The 14,445-nt window shown below is 50.0% G+C and carries 13 protein-coding genes; all 13 read right to left on the bottom strand.

Going from position 1 to position 14,445, the window contains the following annotated elements:
* Positions 1–97: 97 nt before the first annotated feature.
* The 13 genes from dnaE to H6859_02690 are packed head-to-tail and all read right to left on the bottom strand — an operon-like array spanning position 98 to position 14,442.
* A complete protein-coding gene (gene dnaE, locus H6859_02750) occupies positions 98–3,496 on the bottom strand; it encodes a DNA polymerase III subunit alpha (protein USO06132.1) in 3,399 nt (1,132 codons plus the stop codon).
* A gap of 33 nt (positions 3,497–3,529) precedes the next feature.
* The gene (locus tag H6859_02745) at positions 3,530–4,228 is read right to left on the bottom strand and encodes an ABC transporter ATP-binding protein (GenBank protein USO06131.1); all 699 of its coding nucleotides are present in this window, start codon (positions 4,226–4,228) and stop codon (positions 3,530–3,532) included.
* Between the two features lie 9 nt (positions 4,229–4,237).
* Entirely contained in the window at positions 4,238–4,660 is a 423-nt protein-coding gene (locus tag H6859_02740) for an EamA family transporter (protein ID USO06130.1), read from the bottom strand.
* Positions 4,661–5,902 (bottom strand): lipoprotein-releasing ABC transporter permease subunit, encoded by a 1,242-nt coding sequence (locus H6859_02735; protein ID USO06129.1) that lies wholly within the window; start codon positions 5,900–5,902, stop codon positions 4,661–4,663.
* 1 nt (position 5,903) lies between these two features.
* Complete coding sequence (locus H6859_02730) at positions 5,904–6,110, bottom strand: hypothetical protein (GenBank protein USO06128.1); 207 nt, start codon at positions 6,108–6,110, stop codon at positions 5,904–5,906.
* Positions 6,111–6,130: 20 nt separating this feature from the next.
* Positions 6,131–7,588, bottom strand: coding sequence for a proline--tRNA ligase (locus H6859_02725; protein ID USO06127.1), 1,458 nt, complete (start codon positions 7,586–7,588; stop codon positions 6,131–6,133).
* A gap of 16 nt (positions 7,589–7,604) precedes the next feature.
* Positions 7,605–8,087 (bottom strand): hypothetical protein, encoded by a 483-nt coding sequence (locus H6859_02720; protein ID USO06126.1) that lies wholly within the window; start codon positions 8,085–8,087, stop codon positions 7,605–7,607.
* Positions 8,084–8,332 carry a DUF1467 family protein gene (locus H6859_02715; protein ID USO06125.1) on the bottom strand — a complete coding sequence of 83 codons (249 nt, stop codon included), beginning with the start codon at positions 8,330–8,332 and terminating at the stop codon, positions 8,084–8,086. The genes H6859_02720 and H6859_02715 overlap by 4 nt, the downstream gene beginning before the upstream one ends.
* 4 nt (positions 8,333–8,336) lie before the next feature.
* The gene (locus tag H6859_02710) at positions 8,337–10,019 is read right to left on the bottom strand and encodes a ribonuclease J (GenBank protein USO06124.1); all 1,683 of its coding nucleotides are present in this window, start codon (positions 10,017–10,019) and stop codon (positions 8,337–8,339) included.
* On the bottom strand, positions 10,016–10,795 hold the full coding sequence (locus tag H6859_02705; protein USO06123.1) for a type III pantothenate kinase: 780 nt from the start codon (positions 10,793–10,795) through the stop codon (positions 10,016–10,018). Before H6859_02705 ends, H6859_02710 begins: the two co-directional genes overlap by 4 nt.
* The gene (locus tag H6859_02700) at positions 10,779–11,459 is read right to left on the bottom strand and encodes a biotin--[acetyl-CoA-carboxylase] ligase (GenBank protein ID USO06122.1); all 681 of its coding nucleotides are present in this window, start codon (positions 11,457–11,459) and stop codon (positions 10,779–10,781) included. Before H6859_02700 ends, H6859_02705 begins: the two co-directional genes overlap by 17 nt.
* 5 nt (positions 11,460–11,464) lie before the next feature.
* Positions 11,465–12,907, bottom strand: coding sequence for an NADH-quinone oxidoreductase subunit NuoN (gene nuoN, locus H6859_02695; protein USO06121.1), 1,443 nt, complete (start codon positions 12,905–12,907; stop codon positions 11,465–11,467).
* A complete protein-coding gene (locus H6859_02690; protein ID USO06120.1) occupies positions 12,904–14,442 on the bottom strand; it encodes an NADH-quinone oxidoreductase subunit M in 1,539 nt (512 codons plus the stop codon). Before H6859_02690 ends, nuoN begins: the two co-directional genes overlap by 4 nt.
* Positions 14,443–14,445: the final 3 nt, after the last annotated feature.

Here is a 14,445-nt window from a genome sequence, read left to right as displayed (position 1 = left end):
ACTTCACACTGGTTAAGGAACCTGCATGTGAATTTCACCCAAACCGATGAGTGATGGCGGGTTTATACGTCGATTTAACAGGGATTGCAAGAGATTTTTACCCCTCCAATATCTCCTGCACGCCTTCCTGCGTACGGATAATATTCCGAGCCTGAGGGCTTAAGGACCAACGTCCAGGCAGGCGCATTTTAACGACGCGCGGACCGTCAACAGACACATACAGATTGATCAGCGCCTGCCCCTGCCCCTCATTATCAAGGAATTCCTTGATCTTATGGATCGGCGTAGGCTTGTCCATATAGATGGATATCTCTCGGATTTTCCCCTCTAATGCTCCATCCAGCAGCGCAATCCGGGTGCAGGTGAACCGAATTTGATCCTCGCGTTGCTCCGCTTCAACCTCCAGCAAAAGCGCTGTTCCCGGCTCCAGATAGTCCCGCGCGCCGGCCAGCATCTCGGAAAACAGGGTCACCTCGAAAATTCCAGTCGGGTCAGACAATTGCAAAAACGCATATTTATTGCCTTTTTGCGACATCTTCTCCTGCTTCTTGAGCAGCACACCTGCCATTTGGAACCGCGAAGCGGGCAACTCCTGCAACACCGCTTCGACCATCGCATAGCTGGCGATCTTTAAATTCTCAAACTGCTGCTGACGGCTATCCAGTGGGTGCGCAGATAAATAAAACCCGACCGCCTTAAACTCGCGGCCCAATTGTTCCAACTGATCCCACGGCTCAATCTTCGGCAACTCTGGCATCCCCAGCCCGCCAACCTCCTCTGGCCCGCCAAACAAACTCACCTGACCCGATTCCCGCTCATCCGCCAAGGAATGCGCATGACGCAAAATCACTTCAGCACCCTCAAACACCTGCGCTCGATTAGGATTCAAACTGTCGAATCCGCCAGCCGCAGCCAGCCCTTCTAACTGGCGCTTATTCATCGATTTATAATCCAGCCGTGACGCATAATCTTCAATCGACGCATACGGCCCATGTTCAGCGCGCTCCGCCACCAACGTACGCATCGCCGCCTCACCAACGCCTTTCAAAGCGCCAAGCGCATAGCGCACACCTTCGCCCTCAACCTTAAAATCCGCATTCGATTCATTGATATCCGGCTGGCGCAGCTCAACCCCCATCCGGTCCAGATCCTGCTTAAAAATACTGAGCTTATCGGTATTCCCCAGATCAAGCGTCATCGAAGCCGCCATAAATTGCAGCGGATAATGGCATTTCAGCCACGCCGTCCAATACCCAATCAACGCATAAGCGGCCGCATGTGACTTGTTAAACCCGTAACCAGCAAAAGCAGCAATTTGATCGAAAATTTGATTAGCCTGCACCGCCGGAACATTATTATGCTCTTTCGCGCCTTTCACGAACATTTCGCGCTGCGCATCCATCTCCGCCTTAATCTTCTTTCCCATTGCCCGGCGCAAAAGGTCGGCACCGCCCAGAGAATACCCGGCCAAAGCCTGAGCCGCCCGCTGCACCTGCTCCTGATAAACCATAATTCCGTACGTCTCTTCGAGAAAAGGTTGAAGCTTTTCATGCATATAGTCCGGCTCGGTCTTACCTTCCTTGTTACTGATATAGGTCGGAATATTATCCATAGGCCCGGGACGATAAAGCGAAACCAGCGCAATAATGTCACCAAACCGGTCGGGATGCATCTTGCGCAAAACCTCGCGCATTCCGGCACTTTCCAACTGAAACACACCGACAGTTGCACCTCGGGTCATCATCTCATAGGTCGATTTGTCATCAAGCGGAATTTCAAGCGTATCAATCCTTTCCCCCGTCTGCTCTTCCACCATTTTGAGTGTCTTGTGCACCACCGTCATGGTTTTCAGCCCCAAGAAGTCGAACTTGACCAAACCAGCCTGCTCGACATATTTCATGTTGAACTGCGTCACCGGCATATCAGAACGCGGATCACGATAAAGAGGCACCAACTCATGCAACGGCCGATCGCCAATCACCACCCCGGCCGCATGCGTTGAAGCGTGCCGATATAACCCTTCAAGCTGCAAAGCAATCTCGATCAGACGAACTGAAGTTTCATCCTTTTTGATTTCAAGACGCAAATCCGGGTCATCATCAAGAGCCTCTTGCAACGTCACCGGGTTTGCCGGGTTATTAGGAATAAGCTTGGCAAGCCTGTCCACCTGTCCATAGGGCATCTGCAACACGCGCCCCACATCGCGCACCACCGCGCGCGCCTGCAATTTCCCGAAGGTAATGATCTGCGCCACCCGGTCCCGGCCATATTTCTGCTGAACATAGTGAATCACCTCCTCGCGGCGATCCTGACAAAAGTCGATATCAAAATCGGGCATAGAAACGCGTTCGGGGTTCAAAAACCGCTCAAACAGCAAGTCCAACTCCAGCGGGTCAAGGTCGGTAATTTTCAGCGCCCAGGCCACCACCGAGCCCGCACCCGAACCCCGTCCCGGCCCGACGGGAATATCCTGCTCCTTCGCCCACTTGATAAAGTCCGAAACAATCAGGAAATAGCCCGGAAAACCCATTTTATTAATAATATCCAGTTCAAACTCCAGACGTTCAAAATACGGCTTCGCATCCACGCCCTTGGCGAAATTTTTAAGACGCCATTCAAGTCCAGCTTCGGATTGCGCTTTAAGCTCCTCAAACTCGCTGCGCCCGCCTTCCGTATCAAACGCCGGCAAAATCGGCGCAATTGGTTCCAGCAAGAACGAACAACGCTGCGCAATCACGGCGGTATTAGCGACAGCCTCCGGCAAATCCGCAAACAGCCTGCACATTTCATCGGCAGACTTAAAATAATGCTCCGGCGTAACCTTGCGCCGATCTTCTTCGGTCACATAGCGTCCTTCAGAAATGCACAAAAGCGCGTCATGCGCGTCATGCGCCTCCCGGTCCATAAAATAACAATCATTAGTCGCCACCAACGGCACATCATACTTGTACGACAGCTCAATCAGCGCCTCTTCCGTTGCGTCTTCTGCGGCCCACCCATGCCTTTGTATTTCACTATAAAGACGCCCATCAAAGCATTCTTTTAAATAAATAAATTCCTCTTCCGCTTTTTCTGCCTGCTTATGAAACAGCGCGTCATTCACCGGCCCTTTTGACCCGCCTGAAAGACACAGCAACCCGTCTGAAAATGCCCCAAGCTCCTCCTTCGAAATCACCGCCTTGCTCGCTGCATCCCCGCCCATATAGGCATCTGAAAGCAACCGGCACAGATTTTTATAACCCTGCTCATTTTGTACCAGCAAAACCAGTTGGTGCTCCGCATCACCATAAAGAACCTGCGCCCCCAAAATCGGCTGCACACCGTTTTTAGTCGCCTCAGTCGCGAATTCCATCGCTCCGAACATATTGGAAGAATCTGTCACCGCCACCGCCGGCATATTCTCAGCCACGCAGCGATTCACAAGGCCTTTAACCTTGATAGCCCCCTCGGCGAGCGAATACGCCGAATGCACATGCAGATGAATGAAGTGATTCATGGAACGAGTTTAGCAGGACACAGAAACAAAATACTAGTCGAAGGGAACAATTCTTCCAGCCTTTAGTTCTAACGCGCGGTCCATTTGATCGGCAAGTTGCAAATTATGCGTCGCCACCAACGCGCCAATTTCGCGTTCCCGCACCTGCTGAAGCAAAATATCGAAGACCTCGCCTGAAGTTTCAGGGTCCAAATTCCCCGTCGGTTCGTCCGCCAGCAGCAATTTCGGATCATTCGCCAACGCCCGCGCAATCGCCACGCGCTGCTGCTCCCCGCCCGAAAGCGTCGAAGGACGATGTTCTAAACGCTTTCCAAGCCCCAAAGAACGAAGCAACCCTTGCGCCTTATCCTTGGCGTTGCTGACCCGCGCGCCCGCAATAATCTGCGGCATCGCCACATTCTCCAGCGCCGTAAATTCCGGCAAAAGATGATGAAACTGGTAAATAAACCCGATCTGCGACAGGCGCATGGCCGTACGTTTTTGCTCCCCGAGCTTGACGCAATCGCGGCCATTGATCACCACCCGCCCCGCCGTAGGCTTGTCCAACAACCCGGCGATTTGCAGCAGCGTCGATTTCCCGGTCCCAGACTGCCCGACTAAAGCCACCAACTCGCCAGCCTCAATCTTCATATCCAGCCCACGAAAAATCGTTAGCTTGCGCCCACCCTGCTCAAAGGTCTTTTCCAACCCTTCCAGCTTCAACAACACATCCTGATCCAGTGGATTATTCATGCTCATTTCCTAGCGCGTAATTAAAACAATCCCGATGACAGCGAAAACAACACCAGTCATATTCACAAGCGTTAATTTCTCAGCAAAGAAAAACACACCAAACAAGACCGCCAAAATGGCTGTAGATGTACGCGTTAAGGGCATAGCAACACTCATCGGCGCGCCAGCTTTATACATCAAAAACACCCCAAAATTAGCAGCTGTCATAGCCACTCCCGTACACAAAGCTAAAATAATGCCTTTAGTTGGTGTCTGCGCAATATGCTCACGCCCTCCCATAATCAGAAAGGTAAGAATAGAAATGGTAAAAAACACGCCGCCCGCCAAAAGGAATGTATAAACCGGATCAATATAGGACTTGGCCAGCTTTGAGAAACTGTGAATTCCCAAACCGCCCGCAATAACCACAAGTGCGTAAACTAACCAATGCATCTATTCATACCTCAAAGCCTCCACCGGATCCATGCGCGCCGCGCGCCATGCAGGATACAACGTCGCCAACACAGACAAGAAGAAAGCCATGCCGACAACCGCCGCAACCTCATGCCATTCAATTTCCGCCGGAAGTTGCGAGAGAAAATAAATCTCCTCTGCAAACAGCTCCGTTCCCGTCAGTCCTTCCAAAAACTGACGAATACTCTCGATATTCAGCGCAAACGCGATGCCTAAGGCCGCGCCCACCAACGTCCCAACAATGCCTATGCTCGCGCCTGTAAGCATAAATATCCGCATCATAGAGGCGCGCGAGGCCCCCATCGTGCGCAAAATCGCAATATCCTGCCCCTTATCTTTGACCAGCATAATCATCGAAGAAATAATATTGAACGCCGCCACCAGGATAATCAGCGTCAAAATCAGGAACATCACATTGCGCTCCACCTGCAGCGCATTGAAAAAACTGGCATTCATATCACGCCAATCATAAATCCCGGCCTGCCCCTCAATCACCATCGAGACCGCCTTGCGCACCACCGACAATTCATCCGGGTCTTTCAAAAACACCTCCAAGGCCGTAACCGCTCCGTCAAATTGAAAAAATTTCTGCGCAGCTTCCAAAGGCATAAAGATAAAACCGCTATTATACTCATACATCCCGACATCATAGATCAGCGCCACCGTATAGCTGCGCTGGCGCGGCATAGAGCCAAACGGCGTTGATTTAACCTGTGGCGAAGTCAACGTGATCTTATCGCCGGGCCGCAGACGCATTTTTTGCGCCAAAGCCTCGCCCAGCGCAATCCCGTTACCGGTGAAATCCTCAAGTTTTCCTTGCGTAATGGAATCGCGCAAAATTTCCCGGTTCGCAAAATCCTTCCACGCCATTCCGCGCACCAATACGCCGCTGGAACTGCCCCCCTTGGACACAAGCGCCTGACTTTCAATGATCGGCACCACCATCTTAATACCGGAAATCGGCTCAACCCGGCTCTGAATATAATCGTAATCATAAAGCGGGCCGGACTGGGAATAGATGTTCATATGCCCGTTCAGCCCCAAAATCCGGTCAAACAGCTCCGCACGGAAACCATTCATCACGCTCATCACGATAATCAGCGTCGCCACGCCCAGCATAATTCCGGCAAAGGAAAACCCGGCGATCACGCTGACAAAGCCTTCGGCTTTTTTAGAGCGCAAATACCGCCACGCCACCATCCGTTCAAATGTTGAAAGCATTTTACTTATCCAGTTTCTTGGAAATCGTTTCCAAAAGCTCAATCATACGTTTTTGATTCTCTAAGGATTTTTTAGCAACCTCATCCCCTTTTTCGGAAGCATGTTCATAATAATTCATGACTTTTTTTTGATCTTTATTTCTATGATAAATAGCGAGCACAACAACAGCCAAAAGAAAAACGGCATATAGAATAAAAGTTAAATCCATTATTTTTTCCTTGATTTAGATTAATACGCCTTCGCAATCAAAACCGTACGCCCATTATCAACAAACGGCATGCAGCGCGTCGTCAGGCCATATTCTTTCATTACCGCGTCCAGCCCAACATCTTCAAGCACGGCCACCGGCACCTTCACAAGCCCGGTTTTACCCGCCTTAAAGAACGCCTCAATATCAGCAAGCGTTTGCCCTTCATGCGTGTTTTCATCCCTAAAACTGCGCGAGCGCGCCAACATATCATCATGGATTGCATCCAAAAGCCCCCGTGCATCTTCAACAAAACTCTCCACACTTTGCGTGGTTTTAGACTCACGGCCCAGATCACGCCGTACATGCGTCACTTGCGCCTCTTCCATCTCACGACCACCAACCTCAACGCGCAGCGGAATGCCTTTCTTAATCGCATCCCACATCTTATCTGGTGTGCGCATATCACGCGCGTCAACCTTGGCCTTAATACCTTTTTCCTTCAACTGCGCGGCAATCTCAGAGCAATACGCCATGATCGCCTCATCATTGTCACCTTTTAACACCGGCAAAATCACCACCTGCTGCGGCGCAATGCGCGGCGGCATAATCATCCCGTCATCATCACCATGCATCATGATGAGCGCACCGATCATCCGTGTCGTAAACGCCCAGCTTGTCGTATGACACAGCTCTTCACCACCCTCTTTAGTCTGATATTTAATATCAAAGGTCTTGGCAAAATTTGTGCCCAGATCATGCGTTGTCGAAGCCTGCAAGGCCTTTCCATCTTGCATCATCACTTCAAAGGAATAAGTTTCATTAGCGCCTGGAAAACGTTCTTCCTCAGTTTTGATACCCTTAAACCCGTCAATAGCCAGCACGTCGGTAAAGAACTTTTCGTACAAATCCAGCACATGCAAACAATCGGCCTTGGCACCTTCATGATCAGCAAACGCATTATGCCCCTCATGCCAGAAGAACTCAGACGTACGCAGGAAAATTCTCGTACGCATTTCCCAGCGCATCACGCTACACCACTGGTTCAGCTTCAACGGCAAATCACGATATGACTGCACCCAGCGCGCCATTGCATCGCCGATAATCGTCTCAGACGTCGGACGCACCACATAAGGCTCTTCCAACTCTGCCGTTGGCGCAGGCCGCAGCCCATTACCATCCGGGTCAGCCTCCAGCCGGTGATGCGTCACCACCGCGCACTCCTTGGCAAACCCCTCCACATGCTCGGCCTCTTTCGATAAAAAACTCACCGGAATCAGCATCGGAAAAGAGCAATTCTGCACCCCGTATTCCTTCAGCCACGGATCAAAAATCCCGACCATATTTTCCCAAATCGCCCAGCCATAGGGCTTCACAGTCATACATCCACGCACAGGCGAACTCTCCGCCAAATCCGCAGCTTTAATCACCTGTTGATACCATTCAGGAAAATTCTCTTCGCGCGTCGGGGTAATGGCGGTTTTGGCTTTTTGACTCATTAAGACCTCTATGACTTTACGGATACTGACCTTCGAGAACCTCGCCCTCGACGCTCTCTTTCAGTTCAATAACTTCGGGCTGAGACTTTAAGGCATCATCGCCTGCCTGTCCATTCCTGGATTTTTCAACAATCCCCACAGATTTTCCGCACAAACTATACGCCTGGCCCGAAACATCCTGCCCGTTATACTCCACGCGCCCATCACGATAGATAGAAATCATCGCAACATTAGGCTGAAGCTCCAGATCACTCGGAATTTTCACAGATTGAAACCGCTCAGCCAGCATGACATCAATCGGAATTTTCACCACATCCAACATTGGCGCTTTCAGCGGATTAAGATCAGCCGGAACAACGCCTTCTACGCCCTGCACATACTCAACCCCCGCCGGAGTTTTATAATTTGGCAAGGCCTTGCATATCACTGCAAGCGAAGCATCCTGAGCCAAAGCAGCCACCGGCACAAAAAACACCAACAAACCTGTAAACCATCTCATCGTAGCTTATCCTCTAAAGCCATCTCATTCGCTATTTCACGAAAACTTACAATTTCTGCTTCAATCAAAACAAAAACAATTCCCCAAACCACCATAGCCACGAGCGTTGTCCAAATAAATTTGCGCTTTAAATTCGCCTTAACCGGCGTCCCGTCTACCTCACGCGCATGCCCGAATGGCAACACCGCAAACAAGCTGACCCACCAGATCAACAAAAACACGATAATGCCCGTAACGAGTCCCATCGCTTTAAACCCTCAATACATGCACAGTGGTTTTCGGTTTAATCCCTAAAGTATGGTCACAAAACCGTCGAATTCCGATGCGCAGCTCTTCGGCAATAAAATGATCGTCCAGCCGCTCTTCAAAAGTCAGCTCTTCAAGCAAATCCAGGATTTCATCATAAAGCTTGTCTTCAATCTGCTCTTCGCCGGGATTATCAAGATCCAGAAGCCCAAGCATCTCAAACTTCGGATCACCCAGAAATTTGCCGCGCGCATCCACAGCCAACGAAATATGCACTGCCCCGGTATATTGCAGCTTCCGCCGCGCCGCGATGGACTGGTGCGTCGCCTTGACGATCCGTTTTTGATCCACAGCCAGAATGTCTGTTTCAATATGATCAACAATCTCAGGATTGCCCGGCGCCAAACGGATCACCGAACCATTTGAAGGCACCAGCGCCTTGGGAACTTGACAATCTCGTGCAAACGCCGCCTGTGCATCAAGCTGCACCCGCTCCCCATGCACCGGCACGACGACCTGCGGACGCACCCATCGCAACATATCGGCAATTTCATCGCGGCACGGATGCCCCGACACATGAATAATGTTTTTCGTGTCGCGCGGCGTAATAATATTAACGCCTGCGGCGCTTAAATTATTTTTCACCTGATTAATCGAAACTTCATTACCCGGAATAGCGCGCGCCGAAAAAATCACACTATCCCCTTTATTCAGCTTAAACCCCTTAAAGACTCCGCGTGCAACTTTTGCCAAAGCCGCGCGATATTCACCTTGTGAACCGGTTACAATCACCACAACCTTATCATCCGGCAGATAGCCTAAATCTTCTTCCGAAACAAAATCCGGCAAATTTTTGTCCAAAAGTCCACAATCCGCCGCACACCCGATCATTCGGTGTAACGAGCGGCCAATAACCCCGACTTGCCGCCCACAAGCCTTAGCTGCCTTTAAAATACTAATCACCCGGCCGATATTGGAGGAAAAAGTCGTGACAGCAATCTTGCCATCGCACTTGCGAAACTCGGCCTCAAGTCCTTTAGCCACAACACTTTCCGAACCGCTGCGCCCATCCACTTCTGCATTGGTTGAATCACCGATATAGGCCAAGACACCCTCTTCGCCGGCCCGCTTAAAAATCGCCGCATCCGTCGCCGCACCCGTCACCGGTGCCGGATCAAGATTCCAATCTCCACTATGCACCAGCTTACCATGATCCGTATCAATAATCAGCGAACATGTATCGGGCACAGAATGCGACACCGGTACAAAATGAACCCCGAATGCACCAATTTGCACCTGCACCCCTGGCGTAATAATTTCAATCTTCACCCGACGCACATTCTGTTCTTCCAGCTTCTTGCGCAGAACAGCCGCCGTAAACGGGCTGGCATAAATTGGACATTGCAACCGATCCCAAACATACGCCACCGCGCCAACATGATCCTCATGTGCATGCGTAATAATCAGCCCCTTAAGCGCTTCCCGCCGCTCTTCCAAAAACGTGGGATCAGGCAACAGCAAATCAATCCCGGGAAATCGATCATCAGCAAAACCAATACCACAATCCACCGCCAACATCTGCCCGTCTGACACATACACATTCAGATTAACGCCGAACTGCTCGCTGCCTCCCAACGGAATAAAAAACAATCCATCCTGACTCATAAGATCCCGCGCCACGCTCATCCGTGCATCTCCTGATAAATCGCCAGCAGACCCTTAAGCGTCAGATCCTGGTCAATCAAATCAATTACTCCTGCATCCTCAAACAACGCCGCAAGCCCGCCCGTTGCCAAAACAAACGGCTTTTCACCACCCAGCTCTGCACTAATCTGCCCGGTAATCCGCTCAATCAAACCAACATACCCCCAATACACTCCGGAGCGCATAGCCTCAGATGTTGATTTTCCAATCGCCTGCGCAGGCTTACGGACACCGATTTTAGGCAACTTCGAGGCCGCGCTATGCAGCGCATTCACCGAAAGATCAATCCCCGGCGCAATCGCTCCGCCTGCATACGCGCCAGACGCATTAATCACGTCAAACGTCGTGGCCGTACCAAAATCAATCACAATCACTCCACCCGTTCCAATGCGCTCACCATAATGCATATTCACCGCCAAAGCATTCACAAGCCGGTCAGCGCCAACATCCTCTGGCCGTTCCATATCAATCGTAATCGGTACATGATCCTTGGTTATAAAGACCGGCACGAGGTGCAAATGCTTTTCACAAAAGCACCCCAAATGAAAATGTGTTTCCGGCACAACTGAACTGATAACAACATCATGAATGTTGATAAAACTAAGGCCATCCATCACCAAAATCTGATGCAAGAACACCGCATACTCATCAGCGCACCGCCGCGCATAAGTATGCAACCGCCAGGCACCACGGATGATACCGCCGTCAAAAACAGCAAACACAATATTGGTATTTCCAACATCAATCGCCAGCAGCATAGTCTCGATCCTTTAAAAACACATCGCCCGCTGAGATGGTTTGTAACTGGTTTTGCCTATCACGTACAATTAAATTTCCCAATTCATCAAGACTCTCAAAGGCTCCGACATTGAGCGCCATACCTTTTTCGTAAGTACGCGCCAGCCATTCCAGGCGAATATCTGCAAAACCATCACGCTGCCAACGCATATAAAGCTGAGCAATATTGGCGAGCAACGCATCACGAAACTTATCACCATCTACATTGAGCACTGCACCAATCTCAGGAGCACTGGCCACATTCACACCAATACCGATAACCAGCCAGTTTAACGCTCCCCCGGACAAATCGCTATCAATCAAAATCCCGGCGCATTTTCGGCCATCAACCAACACGTCATTTGGCCATTTTAATTGAGCCTTTTTACCAATTGTCTGCGCCAACGCCACACCAATCATAATGGAAATCTGCCCGATTTTTACGATCTCGCATCGGGGACGCAAAATAAAAGACATCGCAAGATTACCTTCTTCCGAAAGCCATATACGCCCATGCCGTCCACGCCCCAATACCTGCTGAATCGCCTGCACAACTGCGCCTTCAGGTACACCATCGACAGCCAAACGCTTGCATTCATCCTGCGTTGAATTGAGCTTTGTAAAAACCTGAATATCCCAATGCAAGGCCCCTACCCCGCAAATAACACGGACGCCGCATTGAAAGAACTGGCAATAAAAACGCTCGGTTTAATTACAAACCCAAGCACAAACAAAATACAGACAAATAAAACCACCCGGCGCGCAAACGGAATCGGCCCGTCAAATACATCAGCGGGTTCATCGAAAAACATCACCTTAATCACACGCAAATAATAATAGGCAGCAACAACAGATGTAAGCACCCCAAGCGTCGCCAGAATGTAATATCCTTCAGCCACTGCGGCGTTAAATACCGCCAGCTTGCCAAAGAACCCGGCCGCAGGCGGAATGCCACTCATCGAAAACATCAAAATCGCCATGCCGTAGGCCAACCCTGGCGCATGCCGCGACAACCCTGCCAAATCGCTGATTTTATACACCGCCATGCCGCGCCGACGCATACACATCACAATCGCAAACACTCCGGCACTCATGATCATATAAATAAACAAATACAACACCACAGCGCCCGCCCCGGCCGCACTGCCCGCGACAACGCCAATCAACGCATACCCCATATTCCCAATCGAACTATAAGCGAGCAACCGTTTGATATTATCTTGTGCAATTCCGGCAAAAGCGCCCAAAAACATCGACATCAATGCCAGGAAGTAGATAATCTGCACCCACTGCTCAGAAAGCGCCATAAACGGCTCAAATAACAAGCGCATCAACAAGCCCATCGCCGCAATTTTCGGCACAATCGCAAACAGCGCCGTCACCGCCGTCGGTGCACCTTCATAAACATCGGGGGTCCACATATGAAACGGCACAGCAGAAACCTTAAATGCAAGCCCCGCCAAAACAAACACCAGTCCAAACGTTACGCCAATCGGAACACCGTCCAAATCGCTCAATGTTGCGCCCACCACACCAAAATTTACGGAACCCGTAAAACCATAAATCAAAGAAACACCAAACAAAAGCATCCCAGAAGACAAGGCACCAAGAAGGAAATATTTAATCCCCGCCTCCGACGAACGCATCGAATTACGATGAAATGCCGCAAGCACATACAAGCTTAAAGACTGCAGCTCCAGCCCCATATACAGCGCTAGGAAATTATTGCTTGAGACCATGATCATCATCCCGATCCCGGCAAACAAAACCAAAATGGGAAACTCGAACCGCTCCATCCCTTCTTGCAACAAATAACGCACAGACAAAGCCAATGAAGCAATCAGACCGATAATAATCATCAGTTTCATAAACCCGGCAAACTTGTCCATCACAAACATACCGCCAAGTACGCTACGCGTTTCCCAACCCACCGAAAGCAGTATCAAAGCACTAAGCGCCAACCCGCAGACAGCTGACCAGCAAATCACACGCGTAGAAACGTTGCCCTGGCTCGCACCAACGATCAACAACCCCATTCCAATCAAGGACAGAAAAATTTCTGGCAATACAGGGATCAGGTTAAAATCAATCATTCTCCCACCTCCTGCAACATGCCTGTTTCAGGCGTTTCAACAACCGCTGCAGCGTTCAACTTTGCATTATATTCTGTAATCAGCTTATCCACCGACGGACCGATTTTTTCTGTCACAACGCCCGGAAACACACCCAGCCAAAGCACCAGAAGAACAATCGGCACCAGCAAACCAAGCTCGCGCCAGTTAAGATCAGGCATCGAGAGCGCATCATCATTCACACGCGGTCCAAACACAACCCGACGATACAAGATCAGCATATAAGCTGCGCCAATAATAACACCCGTAGCCGCCAAAGCCGCAACCAAAGTGCTCACCTGGAACGCACCAAGCAATACGAGAAATTCACCAACAAACCCGCTTGTTCCCGGCAAACCAACGCTGCCCAGCATTAAAATCATAAACACAGTCGCATATTTCGGCATATTTTTGACAATGCCGCCATAGCGTTCAATTTCACGCGTATGCATCCGGTCATAAACAACGCCCACACATAAAAAGAGTGCTCCGGAAATCAAACCATGCGAAAGCATCTGAAAAATCCCGCCTTCAATCCCTTGTGTCGTCACACTAAAAATCCCGATCGTCACAAATCCCATATGCGCCACCGAGGAATAAGCAATCAACTTCTTCATATCTTCCTGCACCAACGCAATTAGCGAGGTGTAAATAATCGCAATAACACTCAAAGCAAAAACAAAGTCGGCAAAATACGCACTCGCCTCAGGCAGCATCGGCAAAGAAAATCGTAAAAATCCATAACCGCCCATTTTCAAAAGCACCCCGGCCAAAATAACCGAGCCGGCCGTCGGCGCTTCGACGTGCGCATCGGGAAGCCACGTATGCACTGGCCACATCGGCATTTTCACCGCAAAACTCGCAAAAAATGCCAGCCACAGCCAATACTGCAAATGCGTCGCTACTGGGTTATCCATCAATGTCGGAATATCGGTGCTGCCCGTCTGTGCATAGAGTGCCAGCAAGCCTATCAACATCAACACCGAACCCAGAAGCGTATAAAGGAAGAACTTATAGGCCGAATACACACGGCGAGGACCTCCCCATACCCCGATAATCAAGAACATCGGAATCAACACACCTTCGAAAAAGACGTAAAACAACACCGCATCCAGCGCAATAAATGTTCCGATCATAAAGCTTTCCAGCAACAGAAACGCAACCATAAATTCCTTAACACGTACCTTAACTGCGTCCCACGCCGACAAGATACACACCGGTGTCAAAAACGCCGAAAGCAAGACAAAAAACACTGAAATACCATCAACTCCGACATGATAGTTAATCCCCAAAGGCTTCAACCAGCCCCCCTGTTCAACAAACTGAAATTCAGCGCTTGATCCATCAAAGCGCGTATACATAAACAGCGCAAAAGCCAGCGTAAACAAAGATGTATAAAGTGCCATATGCCGGGCATTTTGCTTCACAGTCCCTTCATCCCCGCGAATCATCAAAATGATCAACACGCCGGCAACCGGCAAAAACGTCATTAATGAAAGAAGCGGAAAATCTACCATAGT

This window comes from Rhodospirillales bacterium (assembly GCA_023898785.1).
GTDB lineage: Bacteria > Pseudomonadota > Alphaproteobacteria > Micavibrionales > Micavibrionaceae > TMED27.
This window is presented reverse-complemented; position numbering and strand designations above follow the sequence as displayed.

Coding starts and splice junctions, on each gene's coding strand:
- dnaE (USO06132.1), bottom strand. CDS start 3,496: ATGAATCACTTCATTCATCTGCATGTGCATTCGGCGTATTCGCTCGCC.
- H6859_02745 (USO06131.1), bottom strand. CDS start 4,228: ATGAATAATCCACTGGATCAGGATGTGTTGTTGAAGCTGGAAGGGTTG.
- H6859_02740 (USO06130.1), bottom strand. CDS start 4,660: ATGCATTGGTTAGTTTACGCACTTGTGGTTATTGCGGGCGGTTTGGGA.
- H6859_02735 (USO06129.1), bottom strand. CDS start 5,902: ATGCTTTCAACATTTGAACGGATGGTGGCGTGGCGGTATTTGCGCTCT.
- H6859_02730 (USO06128.1), bottom strand. CDS start 6,110: ATGGATTTAACTTTTATTCTATATGCCGTTTTTCTTTTGGCTGTTGTT.
- H6859_02725 (USO06127.1), bottom strand. CDS start 7,588: ATGAGTCAAAAAGCCAAAACCGCCATTACCCCGACGCGCGAAGAGAAT.
- H6859_02720 (USO06126.1), bottom strand. CDS start 8,087: ATGAGATGGTTTACAGGTTTGTTGGTGTTTTTTGTGCCGGTGGCTGCT.
- H6859_02715 (USO06125.1), bottom strand. CDS start 8,332: ATGGGACTCGTTACGGGCATTATCGTGTTTTTGTTGATCTGGTGGGTC.
- H6859_02710 (USO06124.1), bottom strand. CDS start 10,019: ATGAGCGTGGCGCGGGATCTTATGAGTCAGGATGGATTGTTTTTTATT.
- H6859_02705 (USO06123.1), bottom strand. CDS start 10,795: ATGCTGCTGGCGATTGATGTTGGAAATACCAATATTGTGTTTGCTGTT.
- nuoN (USO06121.1), bottom strand. CDS start 12,907: ATGATTGATTTTAACCTGATCCCTGTATTGCCAGAAATTTTTCTGTCC.
- H6859_02690 (USO06120.1), bottom strand. CDS start 14,442: ATGGTAGATTTTCCGCTTCTTTCATTAATGACGTTTTTGCCGGTTGCC.